Genomic DNA, 19913 nt, shown 5'->3' on the forward strand with positions numbered 1-19913 from the left:
TCGTGATCACTCGCTCCGCCGCCCACGGGCAGCACCGGACGAGCGCGGTGTGCATCCCGGCGGCTAGGGCGACGTCGTCTGGGCCTCGTACAAGCAGCCGTGTCCCGGGCGGGACGACGCCGCGCGGCGGGCGCTGGTCCGGCGTGAGCCGCCCCGGTGGACGGCAGGGCGCTAGCCGTCCAGGGACGAGGCCACGCTGCGGGCGGCGACCACGGCTCCTTGGTGGGTGTAGGAGGTGTCGTCCGGTTCGCCGTCGGTGTGGCGGCTGCGGGCGTAGAGGAGGTTCACGCAGAGGTTGCCCGAGCGGAGGATGATCGTGGTCGTGTTGATGCTGAGGTAGGTGTCGCCGCCGTGTGTCTTCTCGTCGTCCTGTTTGTAGACGTCGATGATGGCCTCGTCCCCGAAATCGCCGGGCTTTCCGAGTTCGGTGATCTTCGAGCCGTCGAGTCCGGTGCCGTAGCTGCGCTGCTTCCGTACATAGGCTTCGGCGCTCTGCGTGGTGGCGAACTTCTCCGCTCTGATCGTCAGATCGGAGGCGACGGTGTCGGACGGCGCGGACGACTCGGTCGTCCAGCCGCACTCCCGCTCCGTGTCGGTCGTCCTGGAGTCGGCGGGGCGGCGGTAGGCGATGAGGGTGTCCAGGAACGACTCGTCCGACAGGCTCCCGCAGATGTCCGGGATGGAGGTGAATCTGACGGGCGCCACCGATGGGCCGGACGTCCCGGTCGGTTCTCCTCGGCCCGTCCCGCCCTGCGCCGCGTAGACGGTGCTCACGACAATGGCACAGGTGAGCAGCAGTACGCCGGCGATCACGGCCGGTGTCCTGCCCGTGGGCCAGGAGCGCGGCGGGCCGTCCGGCAGTCTTCTGGTCGGCGGGACCCCTCCGGGGGCGCGGGCCGGGAGCCTCTCGGTCTCCGGTCCGGGCGGGTCGGTCGGTCCGGGCGGTTCGGTCGGTTGGGGCGGTTCGGGGGTGTCGGGGGGCGTGCGGGCGGCGCGGCGGGTCGCTACGTCTCGGACGCCGTACACCGCGATGGCCAGGACGGCCACCGTCACCGTGATCGCCTCCGGGTGGATCAGGGCGACGTACCGTGTGACGGTGGTACGGGCGACGCCTGCCACGGGCAGCACCGTGCCGAGCAGCGCCAGGGCGACGAGGGCCACGAGCGCGTGACCCGCCCTGCGGGGCCAGGGACCGGTGCGGGGTGTGAGGGCGGCGGCCAGTCCCAGGAGGCTCACCAGAGCGGCTGTGGACACCCCGCCGAAGGTCAGCCACCGCCCGAATCCGTGGTAGTGGCCACCGGCGACGGAGATCCCGGTCACCGCGCCGTAGACACCGAACAGGACCATCGGCAGGGCGAAGCGGGAGAGCGCCGCGGCCTTCGTGCGCCATCCCGGCCGTCTCAGCAGGACGAAGCAGCCGGCCAGCCATGCGGTGGCGGCGGCGGTCGCGGCGGCGCCCGACGCCACGTCCCGGCCGTCGTCGACACCGTTGATGTTCGTCGTGGTCACGGTGGTGGCCGCCAGCACGATCAGGAGCCAGAGGGCGGCGGCGAACCTCGCTCCGATCACGGGAGCCCGTGACGGGAGCGGCTGCGGTTGTGGCTGCGGCAGCGGTTGTGGCTGCTGTGGTTGTGGTTGTGGTCGGGGCTGCGGTTGGGGCTCAGGGGTCCGGTCCAGCTGCCGCAGCGCCCGGGAGACCTCGGCGGCGGTCCGGTACCGCTCGGCCGGGTCCTTGCGCAGCAAGGTCAGGACGAGGGCGTCCCAGGCCCCGGGGATGCCCGGCCGCACCGCGCTCGGTACGGGCGGCTCCTGGCTGAGGTGGGCCGTCAGGTAGCCCACGCCGTCGGGGGCCTGGAACGGCAGGCGGCCCGTGATCAGTTCGAAGAGCAGACAGCCGAGCGCGTAGAGGTCGCTGCCCGGTTCCGGATAGCCGCGTGCCTGTTCGGGCGCCATGTACGGGGGCGTGCCCACGATGAAGCCGGTCCGGGTGAGGCGGTCGGCGGTCGCGTAGGGGTCGGCGGCCCGTGCGACGCCGAAGTCGAGGACCTTCACCGTGCCGGCGGGGGTGACGAGGATGTTGGACGGCTTGATGTCCCGGTGCAGGACACCGGCTTCGTGCGCGTCCGCCAGGGCGTCGCAGATCTGCGCGCCCCACCGGGCCGCGTCCTCCAGGGTGACGGCGCCCCGGCGGAGCTTGGCGTCCAGCCCCTCGCCGCGCACCAACTCCATCACCAGAAAAGGGGCGTTGCCGTCATCCGGGCCGCTCTCGCCGAGGTCGTGGACGGTCACGATGTGCGGGTGCTGGAGACGGGCGGTGATCCGGGCCTCGCGCAGGAACCGGGCGCGCGCCTCGCCGCCGCGGCTTCCGCCACCGGCGAGCAGGGAGATCACCTTGACCGCGACCCGCCGGTCCAGTGTCTCGTCCTGGGCCTCCCAGACCTGGCCCATGCCGCCCTCGCCGAGCCGCCGCACCAACCGGTAGCGGCCTCCCAGGAGCCGATCCCGCGTCACAGTCCTCCCCCGTCCCGGACCGGCCTGCCCAGCCGCCCGTGCAGAGATCCCTCGGTCACCTCACCCGTATCGGAACGGCACGGGCGACGCAAGGACACGCGCCGGGGCGTGAGCGTCGGTGTCGTACGCCGTGTACGGGGACGACGCGACCGGGCGGCGTGGTTTCAACCGGCCTGCGGCGAGGGGAGGTTCGGTGCGCGCCCGGAGTCCGTCCCGCGTCACGGCCGGGCACACCGGCTCCGGGCCGGGGCGTCCCGTCGCCCGGACCGGCGGCGGCCGTAACGCCGTTGCCCATTGTGGCCAATCGGCTGCCCGCCTCCGTACTTGTCCATGAAACTGTCGGACAAGTGGCGAAAGAGGCGACGTGATCTTCTTCGTTACGGCGGGGGTGAGTGCCGTCCTGTTGAGCGCGCTGAGCTTCGACCCCGAGCTCGCGGCGTACTGGCGTCGCTGGCTGGGCCGCTCGGGCTATCTGGCGCGGCGGTCGCTGCTGGCGCTGCCGCCGCTGGTGCTGGCGCTGCTTGTGTGCCATGTGGCCCAGGCACCGCGCGGTGGTGTGGCCGAGGCGTTGAACGGCGCCTGGATCGGGCTGACCGTCGCCGCGCTGCTGAAGGCCGACCCCGGGCACCGCAGCGTGCCGAAGCTGCGCGGGACCGCCGACTCCCGGCAGGCGGCCTCCGCGCTGGCCTGGATCCACGGCGTCGCCTGCCACCGGTTCGACGTGGCGGCACGGCGCAAGGTGACCGCCCATCTCGACCGGCTCAAGGTGCTCGGCCCGGGATCGGCCGAACTGGTCGCCACCGCCGAGGAGATGGGGGCGCTGCTGTCCCGGGAGGCCGCGGCGGCACCGGCCAGATCGCGGGCGGCGCTGCGGGAGCGTCTGGAGGAGATCCACCGGCAGACCAGTGTGCTGGAGGACCCGATGGCCACCGAACCCCAGCTCCGCCGGGCCGCGTTCGGGCTGGCGGAGAACCTCATGCAGGAGATGACCACGCGCCGGTGGAGCCGACAGCCGGTCCAGCCGCACCCGGAGGGGAAGAAATGACCGAGACCGGCACCGGGCCGACCCGGTTCACCACCGACTGTGCCACCATCGCCCGGATCCTGCGCGAAGGGGACAGCGAACCACTGGACGCGGCGCAGGAGACCGCGCTGGCGGACGCGCTGCGCAACGTCACCGGCGATCTGCCCCGGATGCTCAGCCACAGAGCCGTGCCCGACGGCGAGGACCCGCGTGACTTCGTGCAGGAGGTACTGGCCCGGTTCGTGGCCGCGGCCACCAAGGGGCTGGTCGATCCGGGCCGCTCACCGTCCGGATATCTGCTGCGCATCGCGTCGAACCTGATGGTCGACGGCGTGCGGTCGGCGCCGGATCCGGTGCCGCTGGCCGACCTCGGGCCGGTGCTCGATTCGGGCGCCGCCCTGCCGGCCGCCGCCGGAACGGGCCCGGACGCCGTCGCCCGGCTGATCGACTCCCTGGGCTCGCGGGCGGCGGTGCGCGAGGGGCTGGCCCGCGCGTACCGGGCCGGGGACCACCTGGTGCTGGAGGTGGTCGCCGCCTGGCTGGACCTCGCGGCGGAGACAGGCGCGGTGCCGGGCAGCCGGGCGGTCGCGGAGCGGGTGGGGGTCAGCAAGACCAGTGTGGCCAACGCGCTGAAGCGGTTCGCCGACCGGTGGGTGGGGCGGCCGTGAGACGGAAGCCGCCGCCCGGCGGAATCGGGGTGGCCACCGCGGCCGCTCCCTACGTACTTGTCACTGACGCCCGTCGTGAGGGCGCCGACCGTCATCCTGGAGCAAGAGAGGTACCCATGGAACGGGACGAGAACCGGTACACGGGGGAAGGGGAGACCGTCCGGGCGGGAGGAGACATGGAGGAGCCGGCCCGCGCGGTACCCCGGCGGCTCCTGGCGTTCCTCTCCGGCCTTGCGGCACTGACGCCACAGGGCCAGGAGATCGCGCTGGGCACACTGGGACCCGGTTCGCGGCTGGTGCTGGAGGCGTTGCGGCTGGTGGAGCCGGGTGAGCGGGGCTCGCTGACCGACCTGGGCCGCCGGCTGTCCGAATCGCTCGCCGGTGGCGCCCCGTCCGACGCGGGGGCCAAGGTCGTACCGCTGGCCCCCCGGCTGCGCCGGATCGCCCGGGTCACCGCGGTCTCCGACTTCGGTACGGCCGCCGCCTCGACCATGGAGCGCCACCGGACGGCGGTGGCGGGGGTCGAGCTGGGTGAGCGCGTGCCGCGGCGCCGCGGGGTCTACTCCCTCTCGCCGCAGTGGGACGTGCCGTTCCCGCCGGAGGCGGTCACCGTCGAGGTCGTGCGGACCACGGGCGGCCTCAGGGTCGCCCAGCGGTCCGGGGCGGAGACCGTCGTGGTGGCCGAGACCATGGAGCCGCTGCCGCGCGGCAACGGACGGCCGCTCCTGCTGGCCAACCCGGAGGACAAACCGCCGTCGGACCTGCTGCCGGAACTGCTGCGGCTGAGCGACGAGTCCGATGGCTGAGGCCCTGCCGCCGCCGGAGCGGTACTCGCAGCGCTGGTATCTGGTGCTGGCCGTCCAGGAGGAGCTGCTGGCCCTGGACGAACTGCTGCACACCTTCACCCTGGCGGAGCCGGGGCGGGCCGACGGCGACGGCGGGAGCGAGGAGGAACGCCACGAGAGGTGGGACCGGGAACTCGAACCGCTGGTGAAGGCCGTCGACCGGGTCATGGACTCCGTGGAGAACCTGGCCGACGAGGAACTGGGCGGGCGGACCGGGCCCGGCTGGCTGGCCGGGGTCCCCGACTGGCTCGGCCCGGGAGGCGGGCGCGCCGTGGGCGGACCGCGGGCGGGGCTGCGGCTGCTGGAGGATCTGCTGGACTCCGCCGCTCCGAGGTGGCGGTACTGGCGGGAAGCGCTGGAGTGGCGGGTCGAGGAGCTGCGCGCCTCCTGGGAGACGGCCGCACCGGACCCGGGCCCGCCTGCGGGGACACCGGCCCCGGCCGGACACACGGCCACCGTGACGCTCCCCGGCGCCCGGACACCCGCCGAGACCGGCGCCGCCCGCCCGGCGCCCTGCATCAGCGTGGTCTTTCCGGTGGTCGACGCCGTGACGGGGCACGGATTCCTGGTGGAGGTACGGCTGCGCCCCCGGGAGCAGGCCGACGCGTCCGGCTGGGTGCCCGAGGAGCAGCGGCTCACGCCGAAATTCCGGCGGGGTCTGCTGGCCGGGCACCGGGCCGGGCTCGAACTGGCACGGCGGGCAGGGGTGGCGGGCCCGGCACTGGAGGAATGGCGGGCCGTCACCCTGGAGGTGCGCGGTGTGCCCGAGCGCTACGAGCTGGACGACACCTCGGCGGGTATCGGCACGGCCGCCGCCGTGGCCGGGCATCTGCTGGGGCTGCCGGTCCCGGCAGCCCTGGTGTCCGGTGCGATCCTGGACGACGGCACCGTCACCGACCTGCCGTCGCGGGAGCAGTTCGCCGCCAAGGAGGCCGCGGCCCGCGACCACGGTCTGGGCCTGCTGCCGCTGTCCTCCGGGACGGCGCTGGCGGAGGTGTGCCACCGGCTGTGGCCGCGCGAGTGGCAGCCGGTGCTGGAGTCGACGGCCGAGACGGCGCTCACGGCGCTGGGCCACAAGGTGTGCCTGATCGAGGAGGTCGGCACCGACAGCACCGTGGACGGGCACCGGTTCGCGCTGACGCCGAGCCCCGTCGTCGAGAGCATCTGCCGGCGGCTGGAAGCGGGGGCACCGGCCGTCGTGGTCGGCGGCCCGCGGTCCTCGACCCGGACGACGTCGGTGCGGCGGGCGGCGCTGGCCTGGCGGAAGAGGTACGGCACACCGGTGATCGAGCTGCGGCCGAGCGCCGGCGCGCTGCCGGACGCGGCGGAGCTGCGCGACGCGATCACGCTGGCCCGCTACGCCACCCGCGTCCCGCTCGGTTCCCCGGCGCTCGTCGTGCTGGAGGACCTCCTCTCGCACCAGGACGCCACCGACCTGGAGACGGTCCTGCCGAGGGCGGCGGCCGAGACCTGCTCGACGGTGATCGCGGTCTGCCTCTACAGCGGTGGTTCACGCTGGCGCGCGCACACGGTGGCGACCGTCCCGGTGGTCGTCAACCAGCAGTGGGCCCGGCAGTTCAGCAAGGAGTTCGTCGAGCTGAACGGGCTGGCCGAGCCGGACGACGTCCGGGTCGAGGTGGTCCGGCGGGCCGCCGCCCTGGACATCTGGCTGCTGGTCCATCTGCTGATGGACCTCCGTCCGGCGGCCGCGGGGGGCCACGGGGGATCCGGGCTGGCCCTGGCCGCCACCGCCACGCCGCCCCGCCCGACGGCCGGGGTCCCGGCCGGGGCCGCCCCCGCCTCCACGGCCGCCGGTCCGGTCCCGCCCGCGGCGGAGGCGCCGGAGATACGGAAGCGCCAGGAGGCGAAGGAGTCCGAGACGATCCGGCGGGCCTTCGTGCACCGCGCCCGCGCCGGGACCACGGGGACGGAACTCGCCCTCGTCCAGGCGGTCGCCGCCAGCAGCCTGCTGCGGGTCGGTGTGCCGCAGCAGATGCTGACCGGGGTCTCCCCCGCCGTCCTGCGGCGGGCGGGCGCCTGGCGCGACCGGACGAAACGCTGGTACATCGGGCGGACGTCGGTCTGCCAGGCGCTGCTGGCGACGGAGGAAGCCGTCACCGACGACACCGGCCGGGAGTGGCGCAGGACGGCCGACGCGCAGTACGAGGCGCTGGCGCCGCTGCTGCGGGCCGCGGCGAGCGCCCCGTCGCCGAAGGCCGTCCAGTTCGCGACCGCGCTGCTGTCGGCGGCCGACAGCGCGGGCCACGGCCTGCGCAACCGGCTGCTGCTCCTGGTCACCCCCATGCTGACCGCCATCGGCCCCGACGCGCCGCCCGTGCTGCTCGCCCACGCGGTACTGGCGGACCTGGAGCACGAGGACCAGGTCGGGCTGGTGAAGAAGCTGCTGCGGGCGGTCCTGGCGGGTGGCTGGCACACGCTGACGGGCCGCCAGGCCACGACGTGCCTGTCCGCGATCCGCAGGCGCCGGGAGCTGGCCGTACGCCACTTCCCGTCGCTCTACCGGGACGTACTGGAGCGGATCGGCCACGACATGGCGCCGGTGCTGGCGCGCAGCGACCCGGCGCAGGGGGTGCTGCTGGTGCATGTCCTGGGCTCCTACTGGGAGAAGGCCACCGCGGCACAGGTCTTCCCGCTGGCGGTGAAGGCCACCACGCAGTGCGACCCGTCGCTGGTCGAGCACTACCACGCGGCCGTCGATCTCGTGGACGCCGCGCTGAAGTTCCGGGGCAACCGGCGGTCGGACCTGCTGAAGGAGTTCACCCGCGCTCCCGGCATCAGGCGCCTGCTGGCGGCCGACCACCGGCGCGACGCCGGTCTGGTCCTGGCGCAGGCGGCACTGATGCTGATGCTGGGCCAGTGGCCGGAGCACCCGGGGGCGCCGCACGAGCGGATGGCCGGCCTGGTCTCCTCGGCTCTGCCGCACTCGTCGTTGGACAGCGTGACGCGGGGGCTGGCCCTCATCGGCCGGGTGGGGGTGTGGGACGGCCGGCAGATCGTGCGCTCCTCGTCGATCGTCTCGTGGCTCAAGAGCCGGGTCCTGCGGATCGGGGCGCCGCCGGTCACACCGTGGCAGACGGCGCAGCTGGTCCAGGAACTGGGCCGGATCGACGCGCCGACGTGCATGCGCGTGCTCTACGCCCCGGACGGTGTGACGCCCGATCCCGAGGTGGTGGAGATGCTCGTGGACCGGGTCCTGGCCATGGGCGATCTGAAGGGGGTCGGCCATGTGATCAGCGCGCTCACCCCCGTCGACAGGTTCTGGGGGCCGGGCGACCACGGGATCTGCGCGGTGCTGTGCACCCGGCTGGGACCGTTCATCGGGTTCGCGCTGGAGACGGAGGAGCGCGGCAGTGTCGTCCTCAGGCTGATGTCGGCGCTGGTGGGCGCGGACGTCCCTCCGCAGGCCCTGGCGCCGCTGCTGGAGCGGTGCGTGGAGCGGGTGGCGGTGGACGCGGACGCGAGCGAGAAGGACCACGCACCGCGGCTGGCCCTGCTGCTGGGCGGACACCCGGTGGTCGGCCAGGAGTTCATGGAGCGGCTCACGCCCCGGATCGAGGACGAGCTGCTGCTGCGGCGGGCGACCCGGGCCGGTTCGGCGGAGACCAGGGCGCTCTACCTGGACCTGACGCGGCTCCTGGGCCGCACCCTGGACCGCGGTTTCGCCGAGGAGTTCGTGGGAGAGGACGGACTCAACACGGCCCTGCGGGAGCTGGGCAGCCAGAACGTGACCTTCGCACTGAAGGTGGTCCGCTCCTTCGGGCTGGCGCTGCGGGACGCCGGTGCGGTGGTGGACCACGGCAGCATGCTGCGCTTCGTCGAGCCGGAACCCTCGGTGTGGGCGCTGCGGCTGAAGGGGACGACCAGCCCGGAGAACCTGGTGGAGGCCCTGCACCTGCTGCGGAAACTGGACGCGGGCTTCGCCCGCGCGTGCCTGCGCGAACTGGACCGGCTGCACCGCCCCGAGACCACGTTCGGCACCGAACTTCCGCTCCCCGCACCGGTGTCCGCGTCACCAGCCGCGCCGGCCGCGCCGGAGCGGCCGATCCCGGCGGCGCCCACGCCCAGCCGCGTCGCCGCGCTGGCCCGCCGCTCGGAGGACCGGCGGGCCGCGGCCGATCGCCGGCTGGCGGGCGTCCTTCGGCTGGCCGAGCGCCGGTTCACCGACGCCGACCAGGCCGTACGGATCGTGCACGCCGTACGGTCGATCGACGAGGAGGGCGGCTGCGCGGTGGCGGCCGCGCTGTCCGCGGGAGCCCGTTGGAGCAACCGGGTACGGGCTCTGCTGGACACCGACTCGCCCGTCGAACTCGGCAATCTGCTGCGCATGATGGCCGGCGCGGGGGTCGATCTGCCGGAGCGGGTGCTCAAGGAACTGTTCCGGCAGTGGCTGCCCCACGCGACGGAGTTCCGTTCCCCCGCGGCGGCGCAGAGCATGATCCGGGGCCTGGCCGCCTGGCAGCCGGAGGATCCGGTGATGGCACACCAGTGGGCGCGGCGCCTCGCTCTGTCCAGCATCGGCCGACGGCTGGGCCGCGGGCTGCCGAGGGACATGGGCATGGCGGGGCCGCTCCTGGAGTCCCTGGACGTGTGGGGGCCGCCCGGTGCGGCCGAGCGACTGGCGGCGGCGCTCCCGAAGGACGCCGCGGCGGACTCGCTGGCCGGGTCGGTCCATCTGCTGGCCGCGCTGGAACGGGTGGCCCCGCGCACCGCCCGCGAACACGCGGCGGCGGTGGGCACGCTGGTCGTCGAGCGGGCGTCGATGAGGTACGTACGCGATCCGGAGTCGCACTGGCGGGACATCGGCTGGCTGATCCGCCGCGCCGTCCGGCTGGCCGGACCGCGGACGGTCCCGGCGTCGGTGATCCTTCCGCTGGTGCGGCGGGGCTGCCGCCGCCCCGAGGTCGTCGCCTGGGTCACCGGCTGTCTGGGCCTGCCGGTGGACGACGCCGACTGGGCCCCGGCCGGGGTCCCACCGGCCGGCTGGGCCCGGGTGGCCCGGCTGCTGATCCGCTCCGACCTCGGCCGGCTCGGCCCCGGCGTGGCGGCGGAACTCCACGAGATCATGGAGTCCGCCTCCCCGCGCTGGCTGACCGCCCTCGTGTGCGGAGCGCGGCGCGATCCGGTGCTGGACCGGGCCCTGTCCGACTCCGTTCTGCGGTTCCTGCGCGACCTCGGTCAGTGGTACGTCGACGGCGGGCAGCCCCAGGGGGCCGAACTGATGCATGAGGTACGGCGGTTGCGGCCCGCCCTCGGAACGGAGTGAGCAGCCGTCGCCGCCACCGTCCATCTGGCGCACCTGCGCGCCGGACAGCTCGTCGGCAGTACGCAACTACAGCGAGTGGAACGGGCGCCGGGGCGCGGGCCCGCCCCGCACCCCGGCGTCACGTCCACAGCAGGTCCGCCACGGCACGGAGCCTCGCGCGCCAGGTGAGGCTCCGTAGCGCCGCCATCCGGGAAGAGAGCGGGTCCGGGTGCGGGTGCAGCCATGCGTACCGGCGGCTCGTGCCCGCGATGTCGCCGCTGCACGCGGCGGCCGCCAGGCCGGTCAGCGGCACGCCGAGTGCCGTCAGGAGCACCGGCAGTACGCCGCCCTCCACACTGACCGCGAACTCGCCGAGGAACAGCGCCCCGGCGACGGCGGCCGCCAGGAGCCCGCGGGGCCACGTGCGGGAGGCCAGCCGGGCGGGCGTGAACGCCAGCACCGTGCCGAGCAGCAGCCCCAGCACCACGCCCACCGCCAGGCTGCCGCCGACGAAGGCCGCTTCGAAGAAGAGGGCCTCGGACGCCTGCCGCCAGTAACCCCGTACGGCCACCACCGCCACGCCCGCTGTCGTCACGGTGGCCCAGCAGAGCGCGCACACCCCGCCGACGGCCAGCCCGAACCGCAGGCCCCGCCTCGTCACCGCCCCGCGCTGCGAGGCGGTGACGGCGCGGAGTTCAGGGGGCTCGTACGGGCTGCCGCTCATGGTCGTGCAAGTGTTCAGCGGTCGGCGGGCGCCGGTCAAGCGGTTCCCCGCGGGCGGGCGCCCGGCCCGTGCCTCCGCGCTCGCCGCGTCGTGCACCTCACAGGGCGCGTGGTGTGCGGTGGGCGGTCAGGGCCCAGATCACCCAGGCGTCCAGGCCGATGGAGATCAGGGCCCACAGGGGCTGGTAGGGCAGCCAGAGGAAGTTGGCGATGAGGCTGAGGCAGGCCATGAAGACGCCGAGGACGCGGGCCCAGAGGGCGTCGGTGAGAAGGCCGAGGCCGGTGACCACGGCGATCAGGCCGACGACGACCAGGACCCAGCCCCAGGCCGTCAGGTTGAAGCGGTAGACGTAGTCGCCGATGCGCGTGTAGATGGTGTCGGACGCGATGGACGAGATGCCCTTGAGGATGTCCAGCAGACCGCCCACCAGCAGCACCACCCCGGCGAAGACCGTCCCGCCTGCCACCCACGCGCTCGGCCCGCCCTCCCCGGTGCCGCCACCGGCGCCTCCCCCCGCGGTGCCCGCCGTCCCCGCCGGGCCCGTGGGGGAGCCGGGGGCGGCGGCGGTGCGGTCCTGGTGACGGTGGTGGCCCGGCTCACGGCCAGGAGTCGCCGGCTGCTCCGTCATGGTGTCGCCCTCCTGCGGTCGGATGCGTCCACCGTGGGCGGCGGCGGGACGCTCCACCAGCGGGGGACCGCCAGGCGGGTGAACGGCGGGAGCCGCGCCCGTGCGGTGCGCGGCCGGACCCGGCCGCCTACTCGACCTCGATGCCGTGGTCCTCGACGAGCTGGACCAGGCCGCCCGGATAGCCCTTGCCGCCGAGGACGAAGTCCCAGTCGCCGTTGGCGCGGCGGCGGAAGGAGCCCAGGACGAGGGCCGTCTCGCCGGGGCGGCCGTCGGAGACGTCCAGGACGCCCAGCTCGGTCAGGGCCGGGTCCAGGAGGCGGATGCGGGCGTCGGTGAAGCCGGTGAGGTCGGCGTGCGGGTCGGCCTCCGGGTCGATGGCGGCGACCAGGACGAGCCGGTCGGAACGGGCCGGGAGGGCGTCGAAGGAGACCCTGATGGCCGCCTTGTCCGGGGGTGCGGCGGCGAGCGCGCCGACGGAGCCGTCGGGGGTGCTCGGGTTGTTGTAGAAGACGAAGTGGTCGTCGTCGAGGACCCGGTTGCCGGTGCAGACCAGGGCGCACACGTCCAGGGCGACGTCGCCGGACCAGGACATGCCGAGGACGTTGTAGTCGTCGGTGGGCGCGGCGGGGGCGCCGGGCGCGGGCGCGGCGGCCGGGGGCGCCGGGTCCGGGGTCCGGCGCGGGTCGCCGAGCCTGCCGCGCAGGCCGTGCCGGTGCAGCAGGTCGACGAGTTCGGTGCCGGAGACCAGTTCCAGCGGCTTGCCGCCCGCGAAGGTGTGCGAGCCGGGGCCGAACTTCGACGTGGTCACCAGGACGCCCTTGTTGGCGCCGGTGTCCTGGACGGTGCCGTACAGATCGCGTACGGCCGTGGGCGGCACGGTGTTGCGGTACCGCTTCACCTGGACGACTATCTTGCCGCCGCGTATCGGCGCGGGGTCCAGCGCGTCGACGTCCACGCCGCCGTCGCCCGAACGCTGCGTCGTCACGGCCTGCATGCCCATGGCGCGGAACAACTCGGCGACCAGGGACTCGAACACGAGCGGGTCCATCGTGTAGAGGTCGGGTTCGTCGTCGCCGTCGCCGCCGTGGGTGACGACCCGGTCGCCGATGTCCTCCGGCCGTCTGCCCGGCCGTACGGCGGTGAGCTGGTCGGGCCGGGAGGTCAGCTGGCCCCGGAGCGCTTCGGTCAGACAGCTGACCGGGTCCACCTGGGCCAGGTGCAGCCCGCCGAACACCGGGCGCGGGGCCATGACGGTGGCGAGCGGGATGTGGCCCTGGCGTCCGGTGGCCGGATCGTGGGCGTCCACGAAGCCGTTCAGCGCCACCGACTCCAGCGCGCCGAACTCGCTGTCCGCCGCGAAGAGTTCGTGCAGCACCAGCAGCATGCACTGGGCGACGGTCTCCCGGTACAGCGTCCGGCACTGGGTCGCGGGCCGGGCGGTCTCCTTGTCCTCGTCGCTCGCGGCGACGTAGCGGACGGACCTGACCGCGGGGACGATGTCGTAGCCGGGCAGCTCCCAGTCCAGTACGAGCTGGCCCGCCGGTGCGTCGTACGCCGCCGAGAGCTGCCGGGGGAAGCCCTCGGGCCAGGCGGTGGAGGCGTACAGCGCGGCGGAGAAGTACTCGACCACGGAGCGCGGGTCGCGCCGCCGCACCCCCTGGGTCACCTCGGTGATACCGGCGTTGTGACGGCGCACCTCGGACAGCTGGGCGGCGGCCCACTGGTCGTACTCGCGCCGGTACGCCTCCAGTTGCTCCACCCGGCGGGCCTCGGCGGCCTGGGCCGCGTACCAGTCCTGCTCGAAGCGGGCGCGGGCGTCGGCCTCGGCCTGGGCGCGGCGGCCCGCCGTCCAGCCGCCCTGCGCCTGGTACTGGTGGGGCTGCGGCATGGTGACGGGCTGGGCGAGCGGTCCCGGGGCGAAGGGCTGCACGTCCTCGGCGCGCAGCAGCGCGGCGGCGGTGAAGGCGGGTGCCAGGCAGCCCTCGGCGAGCAGGCCCTGCAACGCGGCGACCTGCGCGTCCAGTTCGTCGGTGCGCCGCCGGGCCTCGGCCTGCCGGTACTGGCGGTGGTCCTGGGCCGCCCGCCGCTGGTAGGCCTGCGCCTGCCGGGCCTGGTCCCTGCGGCGCCGGTCGTCGGCCTCGCGCTGGCGCTGCTGCTGCCGCTGCGCCTCGGCCCAGACCCCGACCAAACCCGTAGAGCGACGACTCATGCTCGAAGGCCCCCTCCCCAGGACACCGCGCGCGGCCAGGCACCACCGGTCACCCCCACGACCGGCTCATCAGGCGACTCTATCCCGCGGGGCCGGGCGGCGGCCCACCCCTGTATATCCGGGTTCGTGCAAGCGGGCCGCAAGGGGGCACATCGGGCCGGGAGTCGGCGGTCACGGTGCCGGGGCCGGGCGGGGGCGGCCGTCCGCCTGTGCCGGGGTGCGCCGGGCGGCCGCCGCCAGGGCCAGGGTCACCGCGGCGGACGCCGCCGCCATGGCCGTCGTCGCGACCGCCGGTGAGGTGAACTGGGCCACCGAGCCCGCCAGCGCCGCGCTGACGCCCTGGAGGGTCAGCATCCCCGCCGAGTGCAGGCCGAGGGCGTGGCCGCTGAGCGCGGCCGGGGTCAGGGCCATCAGCCGTTCCTGCTGGACCAGGTTGGCGGCGAACCCGGCGGAGGCGAGCGCGGCGAGGGCGGCGGCCACCGGCAGCGGCGGGCGCAGCGCGAAGAGCAGATAGGGCGCGGCCAGGAGCAGCAGCAGCGGTGTGGCCGCGCGGCGGCGCACGGCGGGCGGCAGCAGCCGGCCGACCGTGGCGTCCCCGGCCAGCATGCCCAGCGCCGCGCAGGCGAAGAGCGGCCCGGCCGCGTCGGGGGCGTAGGAGACGTACAGCGACTCGCAGCCGACGACGAGGCCGTTGGGCAGCCACAGGCCCAGGTAGGTCAGGCGGCGCGGGCGGTCGGACCACAGCAGGACGTTGGTGCGCCAGGTCGCCGCGGCGGAGGGGCGGCCGGTGGCGCGGGGCGGGCGCCTGCTCAGGCCGAGGCGGACGACGGCGCACGCGAGCGCGTACAGGACGGCGGCCGACAGCAGCGAGAAGCGCGGGGACAGCACGGCGACCAGGGCGCCGCCCACCGCGTACCCGACGATCTGGAGGAGGCCGCCCATCATGTTGAACAGCGACCGCCCCAGCAGATAGCCGGTGTCGCCGCCGGGCACCAGGATCTCGTTCAGCAGGCCCCAGCGGACCCCGCCGCCGAGCGAGGCGACCAGCCCCTGGACGAGGACGACGGCGAAGAGCGCGCCGAGCGGCAGTCCGGGCAGCGCGAGCACGGCCGTGGTGGCGGCGAAGGCGAGTGTCACACCGGTCAGGGCCGGGCGCGGGGCCAGCCGGTCGGAGCCGGACAGCAGCAGCGTCGCGCCCAGCACCTGCGCGAGCGAGGGGCCGAACATGCTGACCGCCGACAGCAGCGGCGACCCGGTGGCCCGGTACACGAGGGTGCCCAGGGCCAGTCCGCTCATCGTCTGGGCGGCGGTCTGGGCCGCGGTGGACAGGAACAGCGGGGTGAACTCAGGGGTGCGGAACAGGTCCTGGTAGCTGCGCATGCGCCGGAGTCTGGGGCGGTGCGGTGGCGGCCGGTACTGTTTCGCGCGGGTGCGAAACGTCACGGGGAGGGCGGTCGGTTCCGTGGGCTGGTGGCAGGTCAACGCCGACACGCTCGCCGGGAGCCGGTTCCTCGTCTCGCCGCTGGCCGAGACGTTCGCGAGCCTGATCCTGCTGCACAAGGGCGCGGCCGGGCACACGGGCGGGCATCCGGGCGAGCGGGAGTGGCTGCGCGGCCACCTGCCCGGCTACCGCGCGCTGCTGACCGGGGACCCGGTCACCGCCGCGCTGGTACGGGCCGGTCTCGGCCGGGAGTGGATCGCCGACTTCCTCACGCCCACGCCCCGCGACGGGGAGTCCTTCGCCGAGGAGGTGGCGCGGGTGCGGGCCACCGGCCCGGCCGCCGCCCGCGCGCACCTGCGGACCGCGCTCGCCGGGCCCGTACCGGAGCTGCTGGAGCGGGACGACCTGCCCGAGCGGGCGGCGCGGCTGCTGGAGTACGTCTGGACGGAGACCGTACGGCCCACCTGGGAGCGGCGGCGGCGGATCCTCCAGGCCGATGTGGCGGCGCGGACCGCGCAGGCCGGCCGGGGCGGCTGGGCGGCGGTGCTGGACGGGCTGCGGCCGGGGACGCGGTGGCTGGGCGGGAGCCGCTTCCAGGTCAATCTGCACGAGTACCCGCCGCGGGAGATCTCCGGCGCGCAGCTCCTCTTCGTGCCCGTCACCCCGTACTGCGGCTGGGTGTCCTGGGAGGAGTCCGGGCTGCGGTACGCCGTCGTCTACCCCTGCACGGGTGTGCTGGCCGGTGCGGACGAGCGGCGGACGGCCGCGCCCGCCGCCCTCGGCGCGCTGCTGGGCGCCTCCCGGGCGCAGGTGCTCGTCCTGCTCGGCTCGCCGCTGAGCACGACCCAGCTGACCGCCGTGACCGGGCAGGCGCTGGGCTCCGTCGGCCGCCATCTGCGGGTGCTGCTGGACGCGGGGCTGGCCCAGCGGCACCGGGCGGGCCGGTCGGTCCTGTACACGCGCACGGCGGCGGGCCAGGTGCTCGTGGAGGCGGCTTCGGGGAGGACCGGGGCCGGTGACCGGACTCCGGGACGTGGCGGGCGGGGGCCGGGGCCGGAAAGGCGCGGCGGGCCGGGGCCGGGCGGGCCGGGGTGCGGGGGCAGGGCCTAGCATCCGACGCATGACCACTTCAGACAGCAACGGCGCCCTCTCCCCCACCTCTCCGCTCGGTGTGGAGATCGGCGCGCTCCAGGGCGGGGACGCGGACCTCGGGCAGTACGCGGGACGCGTGGTCCTCGTCGTGAACGTGGCGTCCAAGTGCGGGCTCACCCCGCAGTACGCCGGACTCGAGAAGCTCCACGAGCGGTACGCGGAGCAGGGCTTCACCGTGCTCGGGGTGCCCTGCAACCAGTTCATGGGGCAGGAGCCGGGCAGCGCCGACGAGATCGCCGCGTTCTGCTCGGCGACGTACGGCATCACCTTCCCGATGACCGAGAAGGCCGAGGTCAACGGGGACGGCCGGCATCCGCTGTACGAGCGGCTGACCGGTTTCGCCGACGCCGAGGGGCACAGCGGGGACATCCGCTGGAACTTCGAGAAGTTCCTCGTCGGCCGGGACGGCGAGGTCGTCGCCCGGTTCTCCCCGCAGACCGAGCCGGACGCGCCCGAGCTGGTCGCGGCCGTCGAGGCGCGGCTCGGCTGAGCCCCCTTTGACCTTGCCCCTTGACCTTGCCCCTGGGGCAGGGGGGAACGTCCTCGGCACCGGGCGGACAGGCCGCCCGGTGACGGAGGATGGCACGGTGGACGGGGAAGCCGGGCGAGCCGGGGAAGAAGAGGAACTGCTCACCATCGGCGCGTTCGCCGCGCGGGCCCGGCTGTCGGCCAAGGCGCTGCGGCTGTACGACCGCCTGGGGCTGCTGGTACCGGCGCAGGTCGACGAGGCCAGCGGCTACCGCTACTACCGCGCGTCGCAGACGGAGCGGGCCCGGCTGGTGGCGCTGCTGCGGCGGCTGGACATGCCGCTGGCGCGGGTGGCCGAGGTGCTCGCGGCGGCCGAACTGGACGGGCCCGGCGCGGCCGGGCTGCTCAGCGCGTACTGGGCGGACGTCGAGCGCCGGGTGGCCGGGCAGCGGACCCTCGCCGACTACCTCCGTGGACGGCTGTCCGGGAGGAGCGAGGACATGTACGGGAAGTTCGCGGTCGAGACGGTCGAGGTGCCCGCGCAGGTGGTGGTCACCGAGACCCGGCACACGCTGGCGGGCGAGCTGCCCGCGTGGATCGGGGCGTCGCTGGGCCGGCTGGAGGAGGCGGCGCGGGCGTGCGGCGGGGTGGCGGGGCCGCCGTTCGTCGTCTACCACGCCGAGGTGTCCATGGAGAGCGACGGCCCCGCCGAGTGCTGCGTCCCGGTCGCCGACGAGCGGGCCGCGCGTGCCTGGGCCGAGGCGCGGGGGCGGTCCTGGGACACGGCGGTGCGCGTCGAGCCCGTACGGCGGCTGGCGTACACCCGGATCACCAAGGCACAGGTCGCCCACCCGCAGATCCAGGCCGCCTTCGACGCCGTGGGGCGGTGGATCACCGGTCAGGGGCTGACGCCTGCCGGGCCCTGCCGCGAGGTGTACTTCGCCGACTGGGAGGCGGCCGGGCCGGAGGACCCGGTGTGCGACGTGGCCTTTCCGGTGAGGTGAGGCGAGGTGAGGTGATCCGGTGAGGTGAGCGCCGGGGCCCGGCTCACTTGCCGGGCTTCAGCTCGTCCGGGCACGGGGTGCCGCGCGGCAGGCGGTAGGGCGCCGCGAGGTGGTAGGTGCCCGTCTTCGGGGCGAGCAGGCTCGTCCACCTGTCGCCCCTGGCGTCCTGCGGGGTCTCCGCCAGACAGCCGTTGACGTTGTCGAACGTCTTCGGCGTGCCCTCGGTCCGGTGCTTGGACGCCTCGGTCTCCTGGGGCGCCTTGAGACTCTTGCCGTGCTCGTCGACCAGGCTCAGCCAGGGCGAGTACGGGATGCGGATGAGGACCCGGCCGGGCTCGCGCACCTCGATGGTCAGCTCGCCCTGCTCGGCCCGGTCGACGACGGCGTGGGGCTCGGCGAGCGGCTTGGGGTCGGTGACCTTGAACAGCTGCCAGTTGGCGTCGCCCCAGACCTGGCTGAGGTAGGGCATGCCGCGCTGCACGAGCGCCCGCTCGCGCTGCCCGCCGTCGCCGTCCGGCTCGCCCTTGGGCAGCACCACGTAGTGCACCGCCCAGCGCTGGAGCCAGTCGTGGTAGTTGGCCGAGTTGAGCGTGTCGTCGTAGAAGAGCGGGTTGCGCTCCATGTCGGCCTGGCGGTTCCAGCCGCGGGCGAGGTTGACGTACGGCGCCAGCGCGGACGCCTCGCGGTGCGAGCTGGCCGGGACGACCTCGACCCGGCCCTTCTGCGCGCCGGCCTTCTGCAACTGGTTGACCAGTGGGGCCAGCTCGCGCGACCAGGAGGCGGCGGGCGCGGTGTGCACGATGTCGTCCACCGACTTGAAGCCGATCCAGACGACGAAGCCGGTCAGCGCCAGCACGGTCGCGTACCACTTGCGCGAGCGCGGCACCGTGAACGGCAGCGCCGCCACCAGCGCCACCCCGGCGAACAGCATCGCCAGGCGGGTGATGTTGGAGCCGATCTGGGAGCTGATCACCCAGACCCCGACCACCGACAGGGCGTACACCCAGGAGGTGATCCGGACCGTCGTCCACTCCCGGGGGACGAGGACGGCCGCGAGGACGGCGTACAGCAGCGGCAGGGACGCCGAGCCGAAGCCCATCGGCTGGGTGCCGGAGAAGGGGAAGAGCAGCGCGGAGACGGCCACCACCACGGCCGGAGCCAGCCCGAGCGCCCAGGCGCCGGGGCGGCGCTTCTGGAGGAAGAGGGCGACCGCCACCAGGCCCACGAACAGGCCCGCCACCGGGGAGCCCATGGTGGCGAGCGCGGCCAGCGGCGCCGCCACCAGGGCCTTCGCCCAGCGCTTGCGGCGCCAGCGGTGCGGCCAGCAGAAGACGGCGGCGACCGCGCCCAGCGCGAACATCGTGCCCAGACCGAAGGTCACCCGGCCCGACAGCGCGTTGCACAGCAGCCCGAACACCCCGGCCAGCGCCGCCCACAGCGGGTTTCTGACCACACGGCTGCGCAGCAGTATCAGGGTGAGCAGGCCCGCGGAGACCGTGCCCGCGATCATCATCGTCGTACGGACGCCGAGCAGGGACATCAGATACGGCGACACCATGCTGTAGGAGACCGCGTGCATCCCGCCGTACCAGGCGAGGTTGTACGCCGAGTCCGGGTGGCGGCCGACGAACTCGGCCCACGCGTCCTGCGCGGCGAGGTCGCCGCCGCTGTTGGCGAAGGCGAAGAACCAGATGATGTGCAGCACACCGGCCAGCGCGGTGATCGAGAGGACGGGATGCCGGAGCATCCGCTCACGCAGCGCCAGGACGGCACCGCGGGCACGCGGCCACCGGGCCGCCCAGGCGAGTTCGTCACCACCGGCCCGCGCCGTGTCACCGTCCGCCCGCGTCCGGTCGCGCTCCGTGTCAGGGGCGCGCGAACCTATTCGCGGGCCTGCTCCCGGGCCCGGATCGGCGTCGTCGGCGCGTGTCGGCTCCGCTGTGGCCACCTGAAGGCACTCCCCGTGTCCCGTCCTC

The 19913-nt window shown here is 74.6% G+C and carries 13 protein-coding genes; 7 read left to right on the forward strand and 6 right to left on the reverse strand.

The window, feature by feature from the left end:
* Positions 1–171: 171 nt before the first annotated feature.
* Positions 172–2511 carry a serine/threonine-protein kinase gene (locus ACWDYF_RS13535; RefSeq protein WP_389463013.1) on the reverse strand — a complete coding sequence of 780 codons (2340 nt, stop codon included), beginning with the start codon at positions 2509–2511 and terminating at the stop codon, positions 172–174.
* Positions 2512–2875: 364 nt separating this feature from the next.
* Here ACWDYF_RS13535 and ACWDYF_RS13540 point away from each other — a divergent pair, with 364 nt between their 5' ends.
* From ACWDYF_RS13540 to ACWDYF_RS13555, 4 genes are all read left to right on the forward strand, one after another.
* On the forward strand, positions 2876–3556 hold the full coding sequence (locus ACWDYF_RS13540) for a hypothetical protein (protein WP_381737462.1): 681 nt from the start codon (positions 2876–2878) through the stop codon (positions 3554–3556).
* Positions 3553–4203, forward strand: a complete 651-nt coding sequence (locus ACWDYF_RS13545) for a sigma factor (protein WP_381737460.1) — start codon at positions 3553–3555, stop codon at positions 4201–4203. The genes ACWDYF_RS13540 and ACWDYF_RS13545 overlap by 4 nt, the downstream gene beginning before the upstream one ends.
* Before the next feature lie 176 nt (positions 4204–4379).
* Positions 4380–5009 (forward strand): hypothetical protein, encoded by a 630-nt coding sequence (locus ACWDYF_RS13550; protein ID WP_389463015.1) that lies wholly within the window; start codon positions 4380–4382, stop codon positions 5007–5009.
* Entirely contained in the window at positions 5002–10332 is a 5331-nt protein-coding gene (locus ACWDYF_RS13555) for a hypothetical protein (RefSeq protein ID WP_389463017.1), read from the forward strand. The genes ACWDYF_RS13550 and ACWDYF_RS13555 overlap by 8 nt, the downstream gene beginning before the upstream one ends.
* Positions 10333–10450: 118 nt before the next feature.
* Here the strand turns inward: ACWDYF_RS13555 and ACWDYF_RS13560 are convergent, their stop codons facing one another.
* The 4 genes from ACWDYF_RS13560 to ACWDYF_RS13575 form a co-directional block, all read right to left on the reverse strand.
* The gene (locus tag ACWDYF_RS13560) at positions 10451–11035 is read right to left on the reverse strand and encodes a hypothetical protein (protein WP_389463018.1); all 585 of its coding nucleotides are present in this window, start codon (positions 11033–11035) and stop codon (positions 10451–10453) included.
* A 97-nt stretch (positions 11036–11132) separates the two neighbouring features.
* Positions 11133–11663, reverse strand: a complete 531-nt coding sequence (locus ACWDYF_RS13565; RefSeq protein ID WP_381737456.1) for a DUF7144 family membrane protein — start codon at positions 11661–11663, stop codon at positions 11133–11135.
* Between the two features lie 127 nt (positions 11664–11790).
* The gene (locus ACWDYF_RS13570) at positions 11791–13872 is read right to left on the reverse strand and encodes a restriction endonuclease (protein ID WP_389463020.1); all 2082 of its coding nucleotides are present in this window, start codon (positions 13870–13872) and stop codon (positions 11791–11793) included.
* Positions 13873–14043: 171 nt separating this feature from the next.
* Positions 14044–15252 (reverse strand): MFS transporter, encoded by a 1209-nt coding sequence (locus tag ACWDYF_RS13575; protein WP_381737453.1) that lies wholly within the window; start codon positions 15250–15252, stop codon positions 14044–14046.
* Between the two features lie 82 nt (positions 15253–15334).
* Between ACWDYF_RS13575 and ACWDYF_RS13580 the strand changes: the two genes are divergently transcribed.
* The 3 genes from ACWDYF_RS13580 (at position 15335) to ACWDYF_RS13590 (ending at position 17937) form a co-directional block, all read left to right on the forward strand.
* On the forward strand, positions 15335–16423 hold the full coding sequence (locus ACWDYF_RS13580) for an ArsR/SmtB family transcription factor (RefSeq protein WP_389463023.1): 1089 nt from the start codon (positions 15335–15337) through the stop codon (positions 16421–16423).
* Between the two features lie 10 nt (positions 16424–16433).
* On the forward strand, positions 16434–16955 hold the full coding sequence (locus ACWDYF_RS13585) for a glutathione peroxidase (protein ID WP_381737451.1): 522 nt from the start codon (positions 16434–16436) through the stop codon (positions 16953–16955).
* A 79-nt stretch (positions 16956–17034) separates the two neighbouring features.
* The gene (locus tag ACWDYF_RS13590) at positions 17035–17937 is read left to right on the forward strand and encodes a MerR family transcriptional regulator (RefSeq protein ID WP_381737450.1); all 903 of its coding nucleotides are present in this window, start codon (positions 17035–17037) and stop codon (positions 17935–17937) included.
* 43 nt (positions 17938–17980) lie between these two features.
* Here the strand turns inward: ACWDYF_RS13590 and ACWDYF_RS13595 are convergent, their stop codons facing one another.
* On the reverse strand, positions 17981–19885 hold the full coding sequence (locus ACWDYF_RS13595; RefSeq protein WP_381737449.1) for an MFS transporter: 1905 nt from the start codon (positions 19883–19885) through the stop codon (positions 17981–17983).
* Positions 19886–19913 lie beyond the last annotated feature (28 nt).

The organism is Streptomyces sp. NPDC003284, assembly GCF_053589675.1.

Excerpts from the sequence above, each read along its gene's own strand:
- ACWDYF_RS13545 (WP_381737460.1), top strand. The coding sequence starts at position 3,553 with ATGACCGAGACCGGCACCGGGCCGACCCGGTTCACCACCGACTGTGCC.
- ACWDYF_RS13550 (WP_389463015.1), top strand. The coding sequence starts at position 4,380 with ATGGAGGAGCCGGCCCGCGCGGTACCCCGGCGGCTCCTGGCGTTCCTC.
- ACWDYF_RS13555 (WP_389463017.1), top strand. The coding sequence starts at position 5,002 with ATGGCTGAGGCCCTGCCGCCGCCGGAGCGGTACTCGCAGCGCTGGTAT.
- ACWDYF_RS13560 (WP_389463018.1), bottom strand. The coding sequence starts at position 11,035 with ATGAGCGGCAGCCCGTACGAGCCCCCTGAACTCCGCGCCGTCACCGCC.
- ACWDYF_RS13565 (WP_381737456.1), bottom strand. The coding sequence starts at position 11,663 with ATGACGGAGCAGCCGGCGACTCCTGGCCGTGAGCCGGGCCACCACCGT.
- ACWDYF_RS13570 (WP_389463020.1), bottom strand. The coding sequence starts at position 13,872 with ATGAGTCGTCGCTCTACGGGTTTGGTCGGGGTCTGGGCCGAGGCGCAG.
- ACWDYF_RS13575 (WP_381737453.1), bottom strand. The coding sequence starts at position 15,252 with ATGCGCAGCTACCAGGACCTGTTCCGCACCCCTGAGTTCACCCCGCTG.
- ACWDYF_RS13585 (WP_381737451.1), top strand. The coding sequence starts at position 16,434 with ATGACCACTTCAGACAGCAACGGCGCCCTCTCCCCCACCTCTCCGCTC.